General features: G+C 71.1%; 21 protein-coding genes and 1 pseudogene. 11 read left to right on the top strand and 11 right to left on the bottom strand.

The features are described 5' to 3' along the window. The first annotated feature begins 84 nt into the window (after positions 1 to 84). Entirely contained in the window at positions 85 to 1,311 is a 1,227-nt protein-coding gene (locus N8I87_RS05855; RefSeq protein WP_263206116.1) for an acyl-CoA dehydrogenase family protein, read from the top strand. A 28-nt stretch (positions 1,312 to 1,339) separates the two neighbouring features. On the opposite strand, the gene N8I87_RS05850 is transcribed toward N8I87_RS05855, so the two are convergent. From N8I87_RS05850 to N8I87_RS05815, 8 genes are all read right to left on the bottom strand, one after another. Continuing rightward, a complete protein-coding gene (locus tag N8I87_RS05850; protein ID WP_411577198.1) occupies positions 1,340 to 1,930 on the bottom strand; it encodes a cupin domain-containing protein in 591 nt (196 codons plus the stop codon). Positions 1,931 to 1,936: 6 nt separating this feature from the next. Further along, positions 1,937 to 3,151, bottom strand: coding sequence for a cytochrome P450 (locus N8I87_RS05845; RefSeq protein ID WP_263206114.1), 1,215 nt, complete (start codon positions 3,149 to 3,151; stop codon positions 1,937 to 1,939). Further along, positions 3,148 to 4,212, bottom strand: coding sequence for a type III polyketide synthase (locus tag N8I87_RS05840; RefSeq protein WP_263206112.1), 1,065 nt, complete (start codon positions 4,210 to 4,212; stop codon positions 3,148 to 3,150). Before N8I87_RS05840 ends, N8I87_RS05845 begins: the two co-directional genes overlap by 4 nt. Positions 4,213 to 4,438: 226 nt before the next feature. Then, positions 4,439 to 4,672 carry a DUF6213 family protein gene (locus N8I87_RS05835; protein WP_263206111.1) on the bottom strand — a complete coding sequence of 78 codons (234 nt, stop codon included), beginning with the start codon at positions 4,670 to 4,672 and terminating at the stop codon, positions 4,439 to 4,441. Positions 4,673 to 4,697: 25 nt separating this feature from the next. After that, positions 4,698 to 6,083 carry an NADP-dependent succinic semialdehyde dehydrogenase gene (locus N8I87_RS05830; protein ID WP_263206109.1) on the bottom strand — a complete coding sequence of 462 codons (1,386 nt, stop codon included), beginning with the start codon at positions 6,081 to 6,083 and terminating at the stop codon, positions 4,698 to 4,700. Between the two features lie 72 nt (positions 6,084 to 6,155). After that, on the bottom strand, positions 6,156 to 6,623 hold the full coding sequence (locus N8I87_RS05825; RefSeq protein ID WP_263206107.1) for an NUDIX hydrolase: 468 nt from the start codon (positions 6,621 to 6,623) through the stop codon (positions 6,156 to 6,158). Beyond that, a complete protein-coding gene (locus tag N8I87_RS05820) occupies positions 6,620 to 8,158 on the bottom strand; it encodes an ATP-dependent DNA ligase (RefSeq protein ID WP_263206105.1) in 1,539 nt (512 codons plus the stop codon). The genes N8I87_RS05825 and N8I87_RS05820 overlap by 4 nt, the downstream gene beginning before the upstream one ends. Before the next feature lie 29 nt (positions 8,159 to 8,187). Beyond that, on the bottom strand, positions 8,188 to 9,126 hold the full coding sequence (locus N8I87_RS05815; RefSeq protein ID WP_263206104.1) for an NAD(P)/FAD-dependent oxidoreductase: 939 nt from the start codon (positions 9,124 to 9,126) through the stop codon (positions 8,188 to 8,190). Positions 9,127 to 9,204: 78 nt separating this feature from the next. Here N8I87_RS05815 and N8I87_RS05810 point away from each other — a divergent pair, with 78 nt between their 5' ends. The 6 genes and pseudogenes from N8I87_RS05810 (at position 9,205) to N8I87_RS05785 (ending at position 14,449) form a co-directional block, all read left to right on the top strand. Continuing rightward, positions 9,205 to 9,777, top strand: a complete 573-nt coding sequence (locus tag N8I87_RS05810; RefSeq protein WP_263206102.1) for a helix-turn-helix domain-containing protein — start codon at positions 9,205 to 9,207, stop codon at positions 9,775 to 9,777. 86 nt (positions 9,778 to 9,863) lie between these two features. After that, a complete protein-coding gene (locus N8I87_RS05805; RefSeq protein WP_263206100.1) occupies positions 9,864 to 10,841 on the top strand; it encodes an NADPH:quinone oxidoreductase family protein in 978 nt (325 codons plus the stop codon). After that, on the top strand, positions 10,838 to 12,019 hold the full coding sequence (locus N8I87_RS05800) for an acyl-CoA dehydrogenase family protein (RefSeq protein WP_263206098.1): 1,182 nt from the start codon (positions 10,838 to 10,840) through the stop codon (positions 12,017 to 12,019). Before N8I87_RS05805 ends, N8I87_RS05800 begins: the two co-directional genes overlap by 4 nt. Next, complete coding sequence (locus N8I87_RS05795) at positions 12,016 to 13,098, top strand: acyl-CoA dehydrogenase family protein (protein ID WP_263206096.1); 1,083 nt, start codon at positions 12,016 to 12,018, stop codon at positions 13,096 to 13,098. Before N8I87_RS05800 ends, N8I87_RS05795 begins: the two co-directional genes overlap by 4 nt. A 159-nt stretch (positions 13,099 to 13,257) precedes the next feature. Further along, positions 13,258 to 14,120, top strand: a pseudogene (locus tag N8I87_RS05790) (phosphatidylinositol-specific phospholipase C/glycerophosphodiester phosphodiesterase family protein). A 134-nt stretch (positions 14,121 to 14,254) separates the two neighbouring features. Beyond that, a complete protein-coding gene (locus tag N8I87_RS05785) occupies positions 14,255 to 14,449 on the top strand; it encodes a hypothetical protein (protein ID WP_263206094.1) in 195 nt (64 codons plus the stop codon). 51 nt (positions 14,450 to 14,500) lie between these two features. Here N8I87_RS05785 and N8I87_RS05780 read toward each other — a convergent pair whose 3' ends face one another. The 3 genes from N8I87_RS05780 to N8I87_RS05770 form a co-directional block, all read right to left on the bottom strand. Further along, on the bottom strand, positions 14,501 to 15,739 hold the full coding sequence (locus tag N8I87_RS05780) for a phosphodiester glycosidase family protein (RefSeq protein ID WP_263206092.1): 1,239 nt from the start codon (positions 15,737 to 15,739) through the stop codon (positions 14,501 to 14,503). 75 nt (positions 15,740 to 15,814) lie between these two features. After that, complete coding sequence (locus N8I87_RS05775; protein ID WP_263206091.1) at positions 15,815 to 16,174, bottom strand: DUF779 domain-containing protein; 360 nt, start codon at positions 16,172 to 16,174, stop codon at positions 15,815 to 15,817. 124 nt (positions 16,175 to 16,298) lie between these two features. Next, on the bottom strand, positions 16,299 to 16,781 hold the full coding sequence (locus N8I87_RS05770; protein WP_263206089.1) for a carboxymuconolactone decarboxylase family protein: 483 nt from the start codon (positions 16,779 to 16,781) through the stop codon (positions 16,299 to 16,301). 77 nt (positions 16,782 to 16,858) lie between these two features. On the opposite strand from N8I87_RS05770, the gene N8I87_RS05765 reads away from it, so the two are divergent. The 4 genes from N8I87_RS05765 (at position 16,859) to N8I87_RS05750 (ending at position 20,700) form a co-directional block, all read left to right on the top strand. Beyond that, positions 16,859 to 17,806: a pirin family protein gene (locus N8I87_RS05765; protein WP_263206087.1), complete on the top strand. Its 948-nt coding sequence runs from the start codon at positions 16,859 to 16,861 to the stop codon at positions 17,804 to 17,806. A gap of 80 nt (positions 17,807 to 17,886) precedes the next feature. After that, positions 17,887 to 18,225 (top strand): GNAT family N-acetyltransferase, encoded by a 339-nt coding sequence (locus N8I87_RS05760; RefSeq protein ID WP_263206085.1) that lies wholly within the window; start codon positions 17,887 to 17,889, stop codon positions 18,223 to 18,225. A 131-nt stretch (positions 18,226 to 18,356) separates the two neighbouring features. Next, positions 18,357 to 18,926 (top strand): PadR family transcriptional regulator, encoded by a 570-nt coding sequence (locus tag N8I87_RS05755; RefSeq protein WP_263206083.1) that lies wholly within the window; start codon positions 18,357 to 18,359, stop codon positions 18,924 to 18,926. Positions 18,927 to 18,975: 49 nt separating this feature from the next. Beyond that, positions 18,976 to 20,700: an acyl-CoA dehydrogenase family protein gene (locus N8I87_RS05750; protein ID WP_263206082.1), complete on the top strand. Its 1,725-nt coding sequence runs from the start codon at positions 18,976 to 18,978 to the stop codon at positions 20,698 to 20,700. Positions 20,701 to 20,810 lie beyond the last annotated feature (110 nt).

The raw sequence follows: 20,810 nt of genomic DNA, 5'->3' as shown, positions 1-20,810 counted from the left end.
TCATCGGGAGTTGACTTTTCCTACCCGTCGGTAACAGACTCAAGTTACCGCTAGTAACATGCAAGTACCGCCGCTGGAGGGGACATGGCCGAGTTCACCATGGAGCTCAACGACGAACAGAAGGAGGTCCGGGACTGGCTGCACGGTTTCGCCGCCGATGTCATCCGCCCCGCGGCCGCCGAATGGGACGAGCGTGAGGAGACTCCCTGGCCGGTCATCCAGGAGGCCGCCAAGGTCGGTATCTACTCCCTCGACTTCTACGCCCAGCAGTACTTCGACCCCACCGGGCTCGGCATCCCGATGGCCATGGAGGAGCTGTTCTGGGGCGACGCGGGCATCGCGCTCTCGATCGTCGGCACCGGTCTCGCCGCCGTGGGCGTCCTCGCCAACGGCACCGAGGAGCAGATCGGCACCTGGATCCCCCAGATGTACGGCGACCCCGATGACGTCAAGGTCGCGGCCTTCTGCTCCTCCGAGCCCGACGCCGGCTCCGACGTCGGTTCCATGCGGACGCGTGCCGTGTACGACGAGGCCAAGGACGAGTGGGTGATCAACGGTACGAAGACCTGGGCGACCAACGGCGGCATCGCCAACGTCCACGTCGTCGTCGCCGTGGTCGACCCCCACCTCGGCTCCAAGGGCCACGCGTCCTTCATCATCCCGCCGAACACGCCCGGCCTGTCCCAGGGCCAGAAGTTCAAGAAGCACGGCATCCGCGCCTCGCACACCGCCGAGGTCGTCCTGGAGAACGTCCGCGTCCCCGGCTCCTGCCTGCTCGGCGGCAAGGAGAAGCTGGACGAGCGGCTCGCGCGGGCCCGTGAGCGGGCCAAGGCGGGCGGCGAGCGGGTGAAGAACGCGGCGATGGCCACGTTCGAGGCCTCACGCCCTGCGGTCGGCGCGATGGCCGTCGGCACGGCCCGTGCGGCGTACGAGGTGGCCCTCGACTACGCCATGACCCGTGAGCAGTTCGGGCGGCCGGTCATCGACAACCAGGGTGTCGCCTTCCAGCTCGCGGACATGCGCACGCAGATCGACGCCGCGCGTCTTCTCGTGTGGCGTGCCTCCTGGATGGCGGTCAACGGGAAGCCGTTCACCGCGGCCGAGGGCTCGATGTCCAAGCTGTTCGCCAGCGAGACCGCGAAGAAGGTCACCGCCCAGGCGATTCAGATCCTGGGCGGCAACGGGTACACGCGGGAGTACCCGGTCGAGCGGATGCACCGGGACGCCGCGATCTACACGATCTTCGAAGGGACGAGTGAGATCCAGCGGCTGGTGATCGCCCGTACCCTGTCGGGGATGCCGATCCGGTAGCGGCGGCCGGCGGTTCCGGCAGAGGCGGTCACCGGTGCCTCAGAGGCGTGAGCTGTTCGATGTCGTAGCGCCTGCGCAGGTCCTCGATCGCCTCGTGGTCCGGTGGCCCCCCGCTCCCCAGGATCTCCAGCAGCTCCTCGAAGTAGCGCTCGTGATCCGGGGGCGGGGACGCCTGGAAGAACACCTTCGTGGGGGTGTCGGTCGGGTTGGCGAAGGCATGGGGGCAGCCGGGGGGTACGACGATGAGTGTGCCGGGGGCGGCCCGGACCACGCGGTTGCCCGAACTCGACTCCCACTTCTGCCAGTTGTCGGGGGTACGGATGCGTGGCTCGAAGGCGAGCACATCGAGCTCACCGTCCAGCACGTAGAACAGCTCCTCGCTACGTGTGTGCACATGGGCGCCGACGTCGAAGCCGGGAGGGACCTCCACCTCGAAGGTGGAGGCCGTCCGCGAGTGCGTGCCGGTCACCTTGAATGTCACGCGCTGGGCGGGCGTGTGCACGACGCGGCCGTGCCCCGGAGGCACGAGCAGCCCCTCGGACTGCGCCGTCTGCTCGGGCGTCGCGTCCGCACGGGTCGTGGGTCCTTCGGGTACCGCCAGTCCTTCGGTCGTCGTCATCGCCAATCACCACGTCACGGGAAGGGCCTCGGGCCCACGGATCAACGCGCCCTTCTTGAAGGGCACCTGGTCGGGCGGCACAGCCGGCCGCAGCCCGGGCACCCGGTCCAGCAGCGTGTCGACCAGCAGCTCGGACTCCAGCCGGGCGAGCTGGGCGCCGGGGCAGTAGTGCGGGCCGAAGCCGAACGTCAGATGCGGGTTGGGGCTGCGGGAGAAGGCGATCGTCTCCGGGTCCGGGAAGACCTCCGGGTCGCGGTTGGCGGCCAGATAGGAGACGTACACCGGGTCGCCCGCCCGGATCCGCACGCCCCTGATCTCCACGTCCTGCGTGGCGATCCGGGACAGCCCGACCGCGTTGCGGTGCGGGAGGTACTGCAGCAGCTCGTCGATCGCCCTCGGTCTGATCTCCGGCCGGGTGCGCAGCTGTGCCACGAGATCGGGCCGGATCATCAGCAGGTAGAACAGCTGCCCGCTGTTGTCGGTGACCGCCTCGCCGCCGATCTGCAGCAGCACCGCGAGCCCCGTGGCCTCCTCCGGCGTGACCTCGCCGCGGCCCACGGCGGCGCCGAGCAGTGAAGTGACGTCCTCGGCCGAACTGTTCTCGCGCCGGTGGATGAGGTTGCGGAAGTAGGCGCTCATCTCGTTCCTGGCCCGCTCGCTGACCTGCTTGCCCCGCGAGGAGGACAGGACGAGCCGGGTCCAGGTGTGCATGCTGTGCCGGTCGGCCGCCGGGACGCCCATCAGCTCGCAGATCACCGCGACGGGGAAGGGACCGAGCACCGCACCGGTGAGGTCGGCGGGCGGTCCGTCCTGGAGGAGTTCGTCGACCAGTTCGTCCAGCAGGACCTGGGACTTCTCGCGGAGCCGTGCCACACCCTTCGCGGTGAACGCGGGCGCGACCGCGCGGCGCAGCCGGGTGTGGTCCGGCGGATCCAGGAAGCCGACCGCGCCACGGGTCGGGATGAAGTGCGGGGCGAGCCGGGTGACCGGGTGGTCCACGACCGCCTCGCGGCTGAACCGGGGGTCGTCGGTCACCATGCGCACGTCGTCTTGGCGGGTGAGCAGCCAGGCCCAGCCCTCGCCGTTGGGCAGTTCGATCCGGCCGACCGGGCCTTCGCGCATCAGCTCGGTCAGCACGGGATCGAACGTCACCCCGGCCAGGTCGGCCGCCGGCCAGTGCCGGACCGGCGGCGGGACCTCGGCGAGCGTCTCGTCGATCATCGCGTCTCTTCGCCCGTGCCGACCCAGCGGCCCACGGTCATCTCGGCGGTGATGCCGGGACCGAACCCGGCGAGCAGCCCGCGCGCCCGCTCGGCGGCGCCGCCCTCGTCGAACAGCCGGCGCAGCGCGTCCAGCACGACGGCGCTGGCGATGTTGCCGTACTCGGTGAGCGTGGCCCGGCTGAACCGGAACGCGTGCGGGTCGACCTGCAGGAACTTGCTGAGGTCGTCGAGTATTCGGGGCCCGCCCGCGTGGATGATGTAGAAGTCCAGGTCGGAGGCGTCCCAGCCGTGCTCGCCCGCCAGGTCCTGGAGCGCCGGGGCGAGCGGCTCCATGGTGGCGGGCACCCGCTTGTCCAGCAGGAAGTGGAACCCGGTGGCCCGGACGTCGTACATGATCCAGTCCTCGGTCTTGGGGATCAGGTACGAGCCGTTGCGCTCGAGCCTCACGCCCGTGCCGCCGCTGCCGCGCACCACGGCCGCGGCGATGCCGTCGCCGAACAGACCGTTGGAGAGCAGCGAGCCGACGCCGATGTCGGTGGGCTGGTAGCACAGCGAGCAGAACTCGCAGGCCACGATGAGTGCGTTGGCCTCGGGGTAGGCCGTGCAGAAGTCGTGCGCCCGGTTGATGGCCGCACCGCCGGCCGCGCAGCCCAGCTGGGCTATCGGCAGCTGCCGGGTGGTGCTCGGGAAGTCCATCTCGTTGATCAGCCACGCGGTCAGCGAGGGCATCATGAAGCCCGTGCACGACACGTAGATGATGACATCGATGTCAGAGGTCAGGAGTTCGGCGTCGTCGAGCGCCCGCTGGATCACCGCGGGGACCCGGGCCTTCGCCTCGCTCTCGTACAGCTTGTTGCGCTCCTGGAAGCCGGGATGCTTCAGGGTCTCCTCGATGGGCTGGACGATGTGCCGGGTGCGGACGCCAGTGTTCTCGATCAGCCGGAGGGCCAGCGGGAGCTGGGGGTTGTCCGCATGACGCTCGCGCGCCAGCTCCAGCGTGTCCTCCATCGTGATCACGTGTTCTGGTACGGACACCGAGGGTCTGCACAAAGTAGCCATGAGCCGTCCCTGCTTTCGCCTTCCGGCAGGCCTTCGCCCGCCGGTCAGAAGGTGGTCCACCCAGGTTCACCCGACGGGGCGACGATCTCGCGCCGGATTACTCCGAATCGGGGACAACGGGTAAGGGGCGCCTGAGAACTCCCGGTCACCCGACCGGCCCCTCCCGTCGATCGCCGGCGGCGCGACCGGCCACCGTGAACCCGCACCCACACACCGGACCCAGCCCCTACGGCGCCCCACTGCTGTGCGCGATGCACGCCACGTCGATACGGTCGGCGAGCTTCGCGAGCTCGATGGTCAGCGTGGCGACGGTGTTCTCGTCCAGCCCCTCCTGCCCGGCCTCGACAAGGTGCAGCCACCGTCCGCCCACCGTGCGGAGCAGCTTGCTCACGTCGGCCGCGGCCACCTGCAAGGTACCGCGGTCGTCGACGATCAGAGGCAGAGTCACTTCGCGGTTCACAGACGGGATCGTAGCCGCGGAAACGTCACGCACCCTGCCAAACAGTGGTGATGTTGCAGAACTCGCGGATCCCGTGCCCGGACAGCTCACGCCCGTACCCGGACCGCTTGACGCCGCCGAACGGAAACGCCGGATGGGACGCGGTCATCCCGTTCACATACACGGCACCCGCCTCCAGATCCCGTGCGAACCGCTCCGTCTCGGCCGCGTCATGCGTCCACACATTCGAACTCAGGCCGAACGGCGAGTCGTTGGCGATCAGCACGGCCTCGTCCAGGTCGTCGGCCCGGTACAGCGTGGCGACCGGCCCGAACGCCTCTTCGCGATGGATCCGCATCTCTCGGGTGATCCCGGCGAGGACGGTCGGCAGGTAGTACCAGCCGGGCCAGTTCGGGCGCTGCCCGCCGCACAGCACGGCCGCCCCGCTGCGCTTCGCGTCGTCGACCAGTTCCTCCAGGTCGGCCCGGCCCTGCTCGCTGGCGAGCGGTCCTACCTCGGTGTCCTCCTGCATCGGGTCGCCGACCTTGAGTGCCTTCATGCCCGCGACGAACCGCTCCACGAAGGCGTCGTACACGTCGGTGTGGACGATGAACCGCTTGGCGGCGATGCAGGACTGCCCGTTGTTCTGCACCCGCGCGGTCACCGCGACCTGGGCCGCCCGGTCGATGTCGGCGGACGGCATGACGACGAACGGGTCGCTGCCGCCCAGCTCCAGGACCGTCTTCTTGACCATGTCCCCGGCAGTGGACGCGACGGCCCGCCCCGCCGGTTCGCTGCCGGTGAGGGTCGCCGCCCTGACGCGCTCGTCGCGCAGGATGCCGTCGACCGCGCCGGAGCCGATCAGCAGGGTCTGGAAGCAGCCCTCGGTGAAGCCGGCCCGGTGGAAGAGGTCCTCCAGATACAGGGCGGTCTGCGGGACGTTGGAGGCGTGCTTGAGCAGACCCACGTTGCCGGCCATCAGGGCCGGCGCCGCGAAGCGGATCACCTGCCACAGCGGGAAGTTCCACGGCATCACGGCGAGCACGGGCCCGAGCGGCCGGTAGCGCACCCGCACCCGGGACGCCCCGGAGTCCGCCACATCGGACTCGGCGGGTTCCTCGTCGGCGAGCAGCGCCTCGGCGTGCTCCACGTACCAGCGCATCGCCCTGGCGCACTTGGCGGCCTCGGCCCGGGCCTGTTTGACCGGCTTGCCCATCTCGGTGGTCATGATCCGGCCGATGTCCCGCTGGTCCTCGTCCAGGAGATTGGCGGCCTGGAGAAGAAGGCGCCCACGGTCCACGAAGGGGCTCAACCGGTACGTGCGGAACGTCGCCTCGGCGAGCTGGAGCCGGCGCTCGATTTCCTCCTCGCCCATGGCCTCGTACGTCTTGAGCGTCTCGCCGTTCGCCGGGTTGACCGTCGCGATGGGCATGGCTGACCTCCCTGGGAGCGGGCTTGATTCGACCTTCCCGCGCGTCGGTGACGCCCGCAACGCGTGCATCGCCTACTCGGCCGAGTGCTCCGCCAGCCGGTCCAGGAACGCGGCCTGAGCGGTGACGATCACCCCCCGGGCGCGGTCCAGACCGAACCACTGAACCCGGTCCAGCTCGGGGAACTCCCGGACCCGTCCCGACCTCGGCGGCCACTCCATCGTGAAGGTGCCGGGCTCGACCGACTCCGGGTCCAGATCGGCCTCGACCGCCCACGCCGTGACGATCTTGCCGTTGGTCTGCCTGACCTCGCCCAGCGGTCGGGCCTCCCCGTCGGGCGGCGGCAGGCCGAGTTCCTCCTGGAACTCGCGGCGGGCCGCGTCCCAGGCGGGCTCGTCGGGTTCGTACTCGCCCTTGGGGACGGTCCACGCCCCGGCGTCCTTCTTGGCGAAGTAGGGGCCGCCCATGTGGCCGAGCAACACCTCCAGGCCGTCGCTGGTGTGCCGGTACAGGAGCAGACCGGCGCTCCGCTTCTCTTTCAAGACCTCACCTCCGGGTGCGCGGCCAGCAGCGTTTCGACCGTGTCCGCGTCCTGCGGTCGCTTGTCCTCGCGGTAGCGGACCACCCGGGCGAAGCGGAGGGTGACCCCGGCGGGGTAGCGGGAGGAGCGCTGGAGACCGTCGTACGCGATCTCGACGACGAGTTCGGGGCGTACGGTCACCACCCGGCCGTCGTCCTGGACGGCCAGCCCCTGGAGACGCTCGGTCTGCCAGGTGAGCATGGCGTCCGTCAGGCCCTTGAAGGTCTTGCCGAGCATGGCGAAGGTGCCGTCGGGGTTGCGGGCGCCCAGGTGGAGGTTGGACAGCTTGCCCGTGCGGCGCCCGTGACCCCACTCGGCGGCCAGCACGACCAGGTCGAGGGTGTGCACCGGCTTGACCTTCAGCCAGGAGGCGCCGCGCCGGCCCGCGCTGTAGGGGGCGTCCAGGGCCTTGACCACGACTCCCTCGTGGCCGCGTCCGAGCGTCTCGGCCAGGAACTCCTCCGCCCCGGTCACGTCCTGCGGGCCGGACACCACGGTCCGCCGCACCCGCATCGGCTCGGGCACCAGCCGGGCCAGCTCCGCGTGCCGCTGTGCGAACGGCAGGTCGAGCAGATCGCGGCCGTCGACCGCGAGGACGTCGAAGAAGACGGGGGAGACGGGGACCTCCTCGGCGGCCCTCGCCACGTCCACGCGGGAGCCGACCCGTCCCGCGGTCTCCTGGAAGGAGCGGGGCCGCCCGTCCGCGTCGAAGGAGATCACCTCGCCGTCCAGGACGAACCGGTCGCCCGTCAGCTCCAGGGCCGCGGCGATCGCCTCGGGCAGCCGGTCGGTGATGTCGTCGAGGGTGCGGGTGTGGACCCGTACCGTGTCGCCGTCCCGGTGGACCTGGACACGGATGCCGTCCAGCTTCTCCTCCACCGCGCACGCGCCCAGCTTCCCGACCGCCTCCGCCACCGAGGAGGCGGTCTGCGCCAGCATCGGCAGGACCGGACGGCCGACCGTGAGCCGGAACCGGTCGAGGGCCGCCGGGCCGTCCGCCAGCAGGGCCTGCGCCACGGTCTGCAGCGAACCGGCGAGCATCACCGCCCGGCGTACGTCCGCCGCGTCCGCGCCCGTCGCCGCGGCCAGCCCCTCCACGGCCACGGCGTCCAGGGCGCCCTGGCGCACCTCGCCGGTGATGAGCCCGAACAGGAAGTGCTGCTCGTCCTCGGTGGCCGCACCCATCAACTCGCCGACCAGCCGGGCCCGTTCCGCCTGGGAGCCGGGCCCGGAGACCTTGCCGAGCTCGGTGAGCCGGGCGTCGACCTCGCGCACGGTGAGCGAGGCCTCCGCGGCCGGCGGGACCTTCCGGCTCAGCACCTTCCAGCCGATGCCGAGCCGCCCCTGCGGCAGCCGTCCCGCGAGATACGGGATGACGATCGGCACGTCGTCCGCCTCCGCGTCCCGGAACAGCTCCGCGAGCAGGGCGGTCTTCCGGGACCGTGCCGCGGTGGCGGCGACCTCCCGGGACACGTGGGCGAGCCGGGTCAGCAGCATGCAGCCATGGTGCAACGCGGGGGCCGGGACTACACCCGTGCGGACGCGTCGAGGTCGGTGAAGAGCAGTTCTCCGTTGATCGCCGCTCCGGCGCGGTAGCCCCGGCTGGCCGCGTTGACCACCTGCTCGGCGAATCCGCTGGCGTTGCCCGCCGCCCATAGGCCGGGGACGGTCGTCAGACCGCGTTCGTCGATCACCGGGTACGTGCCGAAGGGTGTCTCGCGCAGCTCGGCGCCCAGCCGGGCCAGGAGGTTCGTTCGCGGTACGGCACGCGGGGCCACGAACAGCACCTCGCGGTCGTACACCGTGCCGTCCGCGAGCCGGACCCCGGTGAGCCGGTCCTCGTCGGCCACCACCTCCGCCACTTCGCCCGGCACCACGGTGACCCCGGCCGCCGCCAGCCGGCGCAGGTCGCCGTCGGCGAGCTCCGACTCGGCGACCCGGTGCAGGAAGAGGGTCACGTCCTTGGACCACTGGGTCACCATCAGCGCCTGGTGCACGCTCATCGGGGTCGTGGCGAGCACCCCGAACGCCCGGTCGCGCACCTCCCAGCCGTGGCAGTACGGGCAGTGCAGAACATCCCGGCCGAATCGCTCGGCCAGGCCCGCGACCGGCGGCAGTTCGTCCTTCAGCCCGGTCGCGACGACCAGCTGCCGGGCCCGGACCTCGCGCCCGCTCGCCAGGGTCACCGTGAAGTCCCCGTCCCGTCGGACCTCCACCGCCCGGTCCCGGACCAGCTCCACGCCGTACCGTGCGATCTCCTCGCGTCCCACGGCGAGGAACTCGGCCGGTGACATGCCGTCCCGCGAGAGATATCCCTGCATGTGCGCGGCGGGCGCGTTGCGCGGCTCACCCGCGTCGACGACCAGCGTGCGGCGCCGGGCGCGGCCCAGGACGAGCGCCGCGGACAGCCCGGCCGCGCCGCCCCCGATGACGACGACTTCGTAGTGATCGGTGTTCTCGGTCATGGATGACCACCTCCGCGGCCGACGGTCGCGCGACCCCGTCGGATTGACAAACTTGTTTGCCGAAACTGCAATACGGACATGACCACCGACGACGTTCTCGCGGGCGTGGGCCCCCGCCTGCGGCGGATCCGCAAGGAGCGGGAGGTGACCCTCGCGGCGCTGTCCGAGGCGACCGGCATCTCCGTCAGCACCCTGTCCCGTCTGGAGTCCGGCCTGCGCAAGCCCAGCCTGGAGCTGCTGCTGCCGATCGCGCAGGCCCATCAGGTACCGCTGGACGAACTGGTCGGTGCCCCGCCGGTCGGGGATCCGCGCGTGCGGGCCAAGCCGATCGTGCGGCACGGGCGCACCCACTGGCCGCTGACCCGGCAGCCGGGCGGGCTCCAGGCGTTCAAGGTGCTGGAGCCGCAGCGGCGGCAGGAGCCCGACCCGCGCACCCACGAGGGCTACGAGTGGCTGTATGTGCTCTCCGGGCGACTGCGGCTGGTGCTCGGTGAGCACGACGTGGTGCTCACGGCGGGGGAGGCCGCCGAGTTCGACACCCGGGTGCCGCACTGGTTCGGGTCGACGGGCGAGGGGCCGGCGGAGTTCCTGAGCCTGTTCGGTCCGCAGGGCGAGCGGATGCACGTACGGGCGCGGCCGTCCGGGTCGTGATACGCGGGACTGTTCCCTGAATGGCAAGCGACCGCTTAGTATGCGATCGACCCCGGCCAGACGAGGCAGTCCCGTGGAGGCACCGCATGCAGGCATGGCAAGTGCACGAGAACGGCGAGCCGAGCGAGGTGATGCGGCTCCAGGAGGTGGAGCGGCCCACACCCGCCGACGGCCAGGTTCTGCTGAAGGTGCGTGCCGCCAACATCAACTTTCCGGACGTGCTGATGTGCCGCGGCCACTACCAGGTGCGGCCGCCGCTCCCGTTCACACCCGGGGTGGAGATCTGCGGTGAGACCGAGGACGGCCGCCGGGTGCTCGCCAACCCGGCGCTGCCGTACGGCGGTTTCGCCGAGTACGCCGTCGCCGACGCCGCCGCGCTGCTGCCGGCGCCCGACTCCCTCGACGACGCGGAGGCCGCCGCGCTGCACATCGGCTACCAGACGGGCTGGTTCGGCCTGCACCGCCGGGCCGGTCTGGAGGCCGGCGAGACCCTGCTCGTGCACGCCGCCGCGGGAGGCGTCGGCAGCGCGGCCGTGCAGCTCGGCAAGGCGGCCGGGGCCAAGGTCATCGGTGTCGTGGGCGGCCCCGACAAGGCCGCCGTCGCCCGCGAGCTGGGCTGCGACGTGGTGATCGACCGGCGCGGCGAGGACGTCGTCGCCGCGGTGAAGGAGGCCACCGGCGGCCGCGGCGCCGATGTGATCTATGACCCGGTCGGCGGCGAGGCCTACACACAGTCGACCAAGGTCGTCGCCTTCGAGGGCAGGATCGTGGTCGTGGGTTTCGCGAGCGGCACCATCCCCAGCCCGGGGCTCAACCACGCCCTGGTGAAGAACTACTCGATCCTCGGCCTGCACTGGGGCCTGTACAACACCAAGAACCCGAAGCTGGTCCAGCACTGTCACGAGCAGCTCACCGAGCTGTCCGCCCGGGGCGCGATCAGGCCACTGGTGAGCGAGCGCGTGCCGCTGGACGGGGCCGCGGCCGCCGTACAGCGGGTCGCGGACGGTGTCACCACCGGCCGGGTCGCCGTCGTACCGTCGCTGGAGAACGGAGCCGCCGCATGACCGACGCAGTCGAACTCGAACGCCGCACGGCGGAGTTGCTGGCCGCGCACCCGCCCGCGACCACCGACCGCCTGGACTTCCTCAGGGCCCGCTTCGACGCGGGGCTCGCCTGGGTGCACTACCCGGAGGGCCTCGGCGGCCTCGGTGCCCCGCGCACCCTCCAGGCCGTCGTGGACGCCACGCTGGAGGCCGCGGGCGCCCCCGACAACGACCCGCGGCGCATCGGCATCGGCCTCGGCATGGCGGCGCCGACGATCCTGCGCTACGGCACCGAGGAGCAGAAGCGGCGGTACCTCAGGCCCCTGTGGACGGGCGAGGAGGTCTGGTGCCAGCTGTTCAGCGAGCCGGGCGCCGGCTCCGACCTGGCCGCGCTCGGCACCCGCGCCGTGCGGGAGGGCGAGGACTGGGTGGTCAACGGGCAGAAGGTGTGGACCTCCAGCGCCCATATCGCCCGCTGGGCCATCCTCATCGCCCGCACCGACCCGGACGTGCCCAAGCATGCCGGCATCACCTACTTCATCTGCGACATGACCGACCCGGGCGTCGAGGTGCGGCCGCTGCGGCAGATCACCGGCGAGGCCGAGTTCAACGAGGTCTTCCTCACGGACGTCCGCATCCCCGACTCCCGCCGCCTCGGCGAGGTCGGCGACGGCTGGCGGGTCGCGCAGACCACCCTGAACAACGAGCGCGTCGCCATCGGCGGCATGCGGCTGCCCCGCGAGGGCGGCATGATCGGCCCGGTCGCCAAGTCCTGGCGCGAGCGCCCCGAGCTGCGCACCCATGACCTGCACCAGCGCCTGCTCAGGCTGTGGGTGGAGGCCGAGGTCGTCCGGCTCACCGGTGAACGCCTGCGCCAGCAGCTCGCCGTCGGCCAGCCCGGCCCCGAGGGCGCCGGCATGAAGCTCGCCTTCGCCCGCCTCAACCAGGAGATCAGCGGCCTGGAGGTGGAACTCGGCGGCGAGGAGGGCCTGCTGTACGACGACTGGACCATGCGCCGCCCCGAACTGGTGGACTTCGTCGGCCGTGACGCCGGCTACCGCTACCTGCGCGCCAAGGGCAACAGCATCGAGGGCGGGACCAGCGAGGTCCTGCTGAACATCGTCGCCGAGCGCGTCCTGGGCCTGCCCGCCGAGCCGCGCACCGACAAGGACGTCGCCTGGAAGGACCTCGCCCGATGAGCACACAGCCGGATCTTCTCTACTCCGAGGAGGAAGAGGCGCTGCGCGCCGCCGTCCGAGACCTGCTCACGGACCACTGCGACGCGGCGGGTGTCATCACCCGCACCGAGTCGGACGCGCCGCACGACCTCGCCCTGTGGAAGGCGCTCGCCGAGGGCATGGGCCTGGCCGGACTCCTGGTTCCGGAGGAACAGGGCGGCCAGGGCGCCTCGCATCGCGAAGCCGCCGTGGTCCTGGAGGAGTTGGGCCGCGCTGTGGCCCCCGTGCCCTACCTCACCAGCGCGGTCGTGGCCACCGAGGCCCTGTCGGCCTGCGGGGACGCGGACCTGCTCGGCAAGCTCGCGTCGGGCCGGACCATCGGCGTCCTCGCCGTCGCCCTGCACACCGCGCCGGGCGCCGCCGTCAAGACCGTACGCGTCCAGGACGGCCGGCTGCACGGCGAGCTCACCGGGATCGCGGACGCGGCCGCGGCCGACGTCCTGCTGGTCCCGGCTGCCGACGGCGGGCTGTACGCGGTCGGCGCGGAGGCCGTCACGGTCACCCCGCAGACCTCCCTGGACCTGACCCGGCCGGTCGCCACAGTCACCCTCGACGGGGCCGCCGGACACCGCCTGGGCGATGCGGAACCCGCCGTACGACGGGCCCTGCGGGCCGGGGCCGGGCTGCTGGCCTCCGAGCAACTCGGCGTCGCGGACTGGGCGCTGACCGAGACGGTCCGGTATCTCAAGGAGCGCAAGCAGTTCAACCGGCAGGTCGGCGGCTTCCAGTCGCTCAAGCACCGGCTGGCCCAGCTGTGGCTGGAGGTGGTCAACCTCCGCGCCGCCGCACGGAACGCCGCCGACGCGCTCGCCTCCGGCGAGGACACGGATGTCTCGGTGGCCGTCGCCCAGGCCTATGCGTCGGCCGTTGCCGTGCACGCCGCCGAGGAGGCGCTCCAGCTCCACGCCGGTATCGGCATGACCTGGGAGCACCCGATCCACCTCTACCTCAAGCGGGCGAAGGCCGACTCGATCGCCTACGGCACCGCGGGCGCCCACCGCGAGGCACTGGCCGAACTGGTCGACCTCCAGGCACCCTGACCGCACCACGAGAGGCCCGCCCATCTGGGGCGGGCCTCTTCGCGCGCAAGTGAACAGAGGGCGGCGGTCCGGCCAACTCCCCGCAAGGGAAAGCCACTTGGGCACGGATCGAACGCATACTCCCTTCGGTCCCATACGGCCCTACAAGGGAGGCAGAGCATGGCCCTCACCACTCGTCGCAGAGCCCTCACCACCCTCGGCGCCGCCCTCGCGGGCACTCTCATGCTGCCCGCCGCGCAGGCCTGGGCGGGCGGCGGCCACCACGGCCCGCGTCCGCTGTGGCGCGCCCACGCCCACAACGACTACGAGCACCCGCGCCCCCTGTTCGACGCCCTCGACCACCGGTTCGACAGCGTCGAGGCCGACATCTTCCTCGTCGGCGAGCAGCTCCTCGTCGCCCACGACGCCACCGAGCTCGACCCGACCCGCACCCTCGAATCCCTCTACCTCGACCCGCTGGCCGCCCGCGTCAAGGTCAACCACGGCTCCGTGTACCGGGGTTGGCGCGGGCCCCTGCAGCTCCTCATCGACATCAAGACCGAGGGCTCGTCGACCTACCTCGAACTCGACCGCCACCTGCGGCGCTACAAGCACCTGTTCACGACGTTCGCGCACGGACGCGTGCACCCCGGCCCGGTCACCGCCGTGATCTCCGGCGACCGCGCCGCCCGCGTCCCGATGGAGGCCCAGACCGTGCGCCGGGCGTTCTACGACGGCCGGCTCACCGACCTCGGCACCTCGGCTCCCGCCTCTTTCGTCCCGATGATCTCCGACAACTGGACCCTCAACTTCACCTGGCTGGGCGACGTCCGTTCCCGGACGCCGAGCGCCAGAAGCTGCGGAGCATCATCCGGGCCGCACACGCATGCGGGCAGTGGGTCCGGTTCTGGGCCACACCCGACGCGGCCGGTCCGGCACGGGACGCGCTGTGGACGGAGCTCCTCGCCGTGGACGTCGACTACTTCAACACGGACGACCTCGCAGGCCTGGAAGCGTTCCTGGACGCCCGTCCCACGGCCTGACATCCACCGCCCAACCCCCCACGGCCGGACGACACCACACGATCGGAGGACACGTCAGCCGCCCGGACGAACCCTCCGCTACGCCACACTTGCGGCCGAACGCCGCGAAATGGGCGTGGCGGAGGAGGTTCGCGATGGCCGTTTCCATCTCTGTGGTGCTGCTGCTCCTGATCCTGGCCGTGATCTTCATGCGCAACGGCTCACTGAAGATCTCCCACGCTCTGGTGTGCATGCTGCTCGGCTTCTACCTGGCGAGCACGAGCATGGCGCCCACCATCAGCAACGGGCTCACCGCGACCGCGGACCTGGTGAGCAGCCTGCGGCCCTGAGTCCATGAGCAGCTTGCTGTGCTGAGTCCGTGAGTGGCTTGCGGCCTTGAGTCACGGCGCCGAGAAGACCCCGATGCCGTTCGGCACGGGGCGCTCGGCGCCGCCGCTGGGGTGGTTGCGTACCGACACGGCGCTCCCGCCGGGTGCGCGGGCGACGAGTGTCGTGGACCCGCCGCCGTCCAGGCTGAAGGCGTCGGTCGATCCCAACTTCCGCATCTGAGCGGCGACTTCGGCGATCGTCAGGCCGCTGCGATAGGCGGGAGCCCCGTCCAGCGCGAACAGCACCAGCCGCCGTCCGCCGGACGCGAAGCCCACGGCGGTGCGCACGGCCGCGGTGGTGTTGTCGAGACCGGCCAGCGGCTGCCCGTCGCGCAGGACCGGATAGCCGCCGAGGGCGAAGCGGTAGGCGATCCTGGATGCGGACGGCAACAGCCCGGTCCGGATGCTCACCTGCTCGCCCAGGGACAGCTTGCGCAGTTGCCGGGCGCCCGCCTCCCGGCCCACCAGGACCGTGGTGCCCGCCCCGATGGGGCCCCTGCCCGGGGTGCCGGAGGCCGACACGACCCGGCCGCCGCGGACCGTCACCTCGTAGGTGTCCTTGCTGCACGCGGCGGCCCGGTCGGTGTCGGTGCCGCAGGTGGCGCGCTTCCGGGAGACGCTGCCCCACCGTGCGGTGTACGCGCCGACGGAACCCACCGGCAGCGCGTACTGGTTGAGCCCGCGGAGCGGCAGCGGCCCCTCGGTCGTGCGGACGGTCCCGAGCAGCGTGAGCCGGTCCAGGCGGGCCCGCCGGTCGACGCCCACGCCGAAGACCTCCCTGGTGTTCGTACCGGGCGGCAGCGAGGGCCCGAACCGCTGTCCGGTCGGCACCGCCGCCTTGAGCACGCGCCGGTTCGCGATCGCCGGTCCCACGCTCGCACCCGTCGCCTCGACGCCCGGGTGCTGGGTCTCGGTGATGTTGAAGAAGTCGCCGTTGACGCCCGCGACCGCGCCCGCGGAGTCCGCGAGGTTCGAGACGGGGGCGCGGGCGGCCACCGCGCCCGGGTACAACAGGTCGAGGTGCACATGCGTGTTGCGCAGGTCGACGAGGAGCACATGGGCGTGGGTCACGCCCTTGGCCGCCGCGATGTCGAACTGCTCGTAGGAGACGCCCTGTGCGATCGGGACGGTCTTCCGAACGGCGTCGGCCGGTGCCGCCCCCGTCAGGGCCGCACCGGCCAGCACACCGAACGTCGTGAGGACCGTCAGTACCGTTCTTCCAGCGGTCAACTGCTTGTGACGACGCGTCACTTCGCCCCCTGAAGTCTCGTCGACGCTTCCAGGATTCAGGGGAAGTGCACCAGAACGCGGTTTCCGCCGGGGTGGCTAGACCTCCACGACACGAGAACGAGTGAGAAAACGTACCCCCTCGGGTGCTTCCAGCGAGAAACCGCTCCCTCGGCCGGGCACCACGTCCACGATGAGCCGCGTGTGGCTCCAGGCCGCGTACTGACTCCGCGACATCCAGAACGTGACCGGCTCGTCGACGCCCTCGACCTCCAGCTCGGCCAGCAGCACGTCGGAGCCGCCGGTGCGGAACTCGCCGTCCGGATAGCACATGGGCGCGCTGCCGTCGCAGCAGCCGCCCGACTGGTGGAACATCAACGGCCCGTGGGAGGCGCGCAGCCTGCGCACCAGGTCGGCGGCCCGCGGGGTGAGTTCGACGCGGGGGATGTCCTGATCCATGGTCACCGTCCTTGGGCGTGGCGTGGCGTGGCGTGGCGTGGGGCCGGTCCGGTCGGGTCGGGTCGGTCCAGTCTCACGGTTCGCCAGGAGCCCGTCCAGCACGGGTCCTCATCGGCTGAGGGCCCTATGGGTACCGCACCGGGTGCTTGCTCATGATCGAGACCCGGTTGAACGCGTTGATCGTGACGGCCACCCAGATCGCCGCGGATATCTGGTCGTCGGTGAGCACCTCCCGCGCGGCTGCGTACGCGGCCTCCTGGGCGACGGCGTCCGACGGTTCGGTGGTCGCCTCGGCCAGGCCGAGCGCGGCGCGCTCCAGCGGGGTGAACACCTCGGTGTCCCGCCAGGCCGCCAGCACTCCGAGCCGGCGCGTCGTCTCACCGGCGCGCAGGGCGGCACGGGTGTGGACGTCCAGGCAGTAGGCGCAGCCGTTGATCTGCGACACGCGGAGGTTGATCAGCTCCACGACGGTGCGGTCCAGGTCCGCCTCGGCCGCGGCGGTGCGTACCGCCTCGGACGTCTGCACCAGGGCGTGGTACGGCTTGGGACTCTGCTTGTCGACGAAGATCCGCCGGACCGCCGACCGGGATGTGGGGCTGCTGCTCAATCTGGGGCTCCCTCGGGCATAATCACCGGGCCTATATTGTTGAATTCGAAACTATCATCATTTGAGAGGTGGTTCCGATGGGCGAGGCCGACGGGGCGATGAGCGACGAGTGGAAGGTCGACATAGTCACCCCGCGTGACGTGCCCCTGGGTGGCCCCAGGGCGATGACCGTGCGCCGCACGCTGCCACAGCGGGCCCGGACCCTGATCGGCGCCTGGTGCTTCGCCGACCACTACGGCCCGGACGACGTCGCCCGAACCGGCGGCATGGAGGTCGCCCCGCATCCGCACACCGGGCTGCAGACGGTGAGCTGGCTGTTCAGCGGCGAGATCGAGCACCGGGACAGCCTCGGCAGCCATGCATACGTACGGCCCGGCGAGCTGAACCTCATGACGGGCGGGTACGGCATCAGCCACTCCGAGGTCTCCACCTCGCGGACCACCGTCCTGCACGGCGTGCAGCTCTGGGTGGCGCTGCCCGGCGAACACCGGTACGCCGAGCGGGACTTCCAGCACTACGTACCCGAGCCGGTGCGGATCGACGGCGCCGAGGTCAGGGTCTTCCTGGGTGCCCTCGCCGGAGCCGTCTCGCCGGTACGGACCTTCACGCCCCTCCTCGGAGCCGAGATCACCCTCGAACCGCATGCGGTGATCACGCCGGCGGTGGACCCCGGCTTCGAACACGGCCTTCTCGTCGACCACGGGCACGTCCGCGCGGCCGGCACCACGCTGCGCCCTGCCGAACTGGGCTACGTCCACCCCGGAGTCGAGGCCCTGACCCTCGTCAACGAGTCGGACGAACCCGCTCGCGCGGTCCTGCTCGGCGGAGCCCCGTTCGACGAGCGGATCGTCATGTGGTGGAACTTCATCGGCCGCACTCACGAGGACATCGTCCGGGCCCGAGAGGAATGGGAGAACGCCTCCGACCGTTTCGGGGCCGTCGAGGGATACCCCGGGGACCGGCTGCCCGCCCCGGCCCTGCCGAACGCCACCCTTGCACCGCGTGGCAATCCGCCGCGCGACTGAACGGCGGCCTGCGAACCACATGCGGCGAGCAGCACCCTCAACGAACCGCACCCCATGAACCGCATCCGAAGGGAATCGCGATGAACCAGCCTTCCTCGGCACCGACCGTCGAGCGCGTGGACGCCCGGCACCGTTACGAGATCAAGGTGGACGGCGAGCGCGCCGGTCTCACCGCATACCGCGACCGCGGTGACCAGCGCGTCTTCTTCCACACCGAGATCGACGACGCCCACGCCGGTCAGGGCCTGGCCGGGCAGCTGGTCCAGCAGGCGCTCACCGATGTGCGCGCACTGGGCAAGCGCATCGTGCCGGTCTGCCCCTACGTGGCCAAGTTCCTGCTGAAGCACGAGGAGTTCGCCGACATCACCGACCCCGTGACGCCCGACGTCCTGAAGTGGCTGGAGGCGGAACTGGGCTGATGCCGCGGCCCCCGGTGCCGGGCGCGTTCGGGTTCGGGCCGGCCCGCCCGTGCCCGACGCACGGGTGAGCCGTGTCTCACGCGTTCCGTGGCTCTTGTCTATGCAACGAGTTGCATAGCAAGATCAGGGGTATGGCGCTCGAGCATGCGATCCTCGTCTCCCTGCTGGAGAAGCCGGGCTCCGGCTATGAGCTGGCCCGGCGGTTCGACCGGTCCATCGGTTACTTCTGGACCGCCACGCACCAGCAGATCTACCGCGTGCTCAAGCGCATGGAGAGCGAAGGCCTGCTCGCCGTCCGTGAGGTGCCGCAGCAGGGCCGGCCGGACAAGCGGGAGTACTCCGTCGCCGGCCCCGGCCGCACGGCCCTCAACCAGTGGCTGCACGAGCCGATCGAGCCCGAGAGCATCCGTCACGAACTCGCCGTGAAGATCCGCGGCGCGGCCTTCGACGACCCCGCCGCGCTCATCCGCGAGGTGGAGCGGCACCACCAGGTGCACAGCGACCGGCTCGCGCACTACCTCGCCGGCGAGCTGCGTGACTTCGCCGGGCCCGACGCGCCCGCTCCGCTCGACGCCGGCCAGGAACTGCAGCACGTCGTGCTGCGCGGCGGCATCGCCTACGAGCGGATGACGGTCGCCTGGCTCGACGACGTCCTCACCACCCTCCACCGCCTCGCCGGCACGCCCCCGCCCTCCGCCTGAACCCGTTCGACCGACCCCTGCCCCCGACCCCTCAGAAGGTGGACCTCCCATGGCCGACCCCCTGCTCTTCAACCCGCACACCTACGACCCGGCGCACTTCGACCCCGAGACCCGCAGGCTGCTGCGCGCAACCGTCGACTGGTTCGAGGAGCGCGGCAAGCGGAAGCTGATCGAGGACTACCGCTCCCGCGCCTGGCTGGGCGACTTCCTCGCCTTCGCCGCGAAGGAGGGCCTGTTCGCCACGTTCCTCACCCCGGCCTCCGCCGCGTCCGCCGGTTCCCAGGACCAGCGCTGGGACACCGCCCGGATCGCCGCCCTCAACGAGATATTCGGGTTCTACGGCCTCGACTACTGGTACGCGTGGCAGGTGACGATCCTCGGTCTGGGCCCGGTCTGGCAGAGCGACAACGCGGCGGCGCGCGGCCGTGCCGCGGAACTCCTGTCCCAGGGCGAGGTCTTCGCCTTCGGACTGTCCGAGAAGACCCACGGCGCCGACATCTACTCCACCGACATGCTGCTGGAGCCCGACGGCAACGGCGGCTTCCGGGCCTCCGGCTCCAAGTACTACATCGGCAACGGCAACGCCGCCGGACTCGTCTCCGTCTTCGGCCGCCGCACCGACATCGAGGGCCCCGACGGGTACGTCTTCTTCGCCGCCGACAGCCGCCACCCGGCGTACCACCTGGTGAAGAACGTCGTCGACTCCTCCAAGTACGTCAGCGAGTTCCGCCTGGAGGACTACCCGGTCGCCCCCGAGGACGTCCTGCACACCGGCCGCGCCGCCTTCGACGCGGCCCTCAACACCGTCAACGTCGGCAAGTTCAACCTCTGCACGGCCTCGATCGGCATCTGCGAGCACGCGATGTACGAGGCCGTCACCCACGCGCACAACCGCATCCTCTACGGCCGCCCCGTCACCGCCTTCCCGCATGTGCGCCGGGAGCTGGCCGACGCGTACGTCCGCCTCGTCGGCATGAAGCTGTTCAGCGACCGCGCCGTCGACTACTTCCGCTCGGCCGGCCCCGACGACCGCCGCTACCTGCTCTTCAACCCGATGACGAAGATGAAGGTGACCACGGAGGGCGAGAAGGTCATCGACCTGATGTGGGACGTCATCGCCGCCAAGGGCTTCGAGAAGGACAACTACTTCGCCCAGGCCGCCGTCGAGATCCGGGGGCTGCCCAAGCTCGAGGGCACGGTGCACGTCAACCTCGCGCTGATCCTCAAGTTCATGCGCAACCATCTGCTGCAGCCGGTGGAGTACCCCGCCGTGCCGACCCGGCTCGACGCCGCCGACGACGACTTCCTGTTCCGGCAGGGGCCGGCCCGCGGCCTGGGTTCCGTACGCTTCCACGACTGGCGCACCGCCTACGACGCGTACGCCGAGGTGCCGAACGTCGCCCGCTTCCGCGAGCAGGCCGACGCCCTGTGCGAGTTCGTGGCCACCGTCGCCCCCGATGAGCGGCAGAGCCGCGACCTCGACTTCCTGCTCTCGGTGGGCCAGCTGTTCGCGCTGGTGGTGCACGGCCAGCTGATCCTGGAGCAGGCCCGCCTGACCGACCTGGACGAGTCCGTGCTCGACGAGCTGTTCTCGGTGCTGGTCCGCGACTTCTCCGGGCACGCCGTCGAACTGCACGGCAAGGACTCCGCCACGGAGGCGCAGCAGCGCTGGGCACTCGGCGCGGTCCGGCGTCCCGTCATCGACGAGGCACGCTCGGCCCGGGTCTGGGAGCGCGTCGAGGCACTGTCCGGCACGTACGAGATGGCGCCGTAACAGCGCAGAGCCGCCCGGCCCGGGGGAGATTGCGGGCCGGGCGGCTCGGCCGGTGCGGCTAGAAGAAGCCCAGCTTCTTGGCGGAGTAGCTGACCAGCAGGTTCTTGGTC

It is taken from the genome of Streptomyces sp. HUAS 15-9, assembly GCF_025642155.1.
Lineage (GTDB): Bacteria > Actinomycetota > Actinomycetes > Streptomycetales > Streptomycetaceae > Streptomyces.
This window is presented reverse-complemented; position numbering and strand designations above follow the sequence as displayed.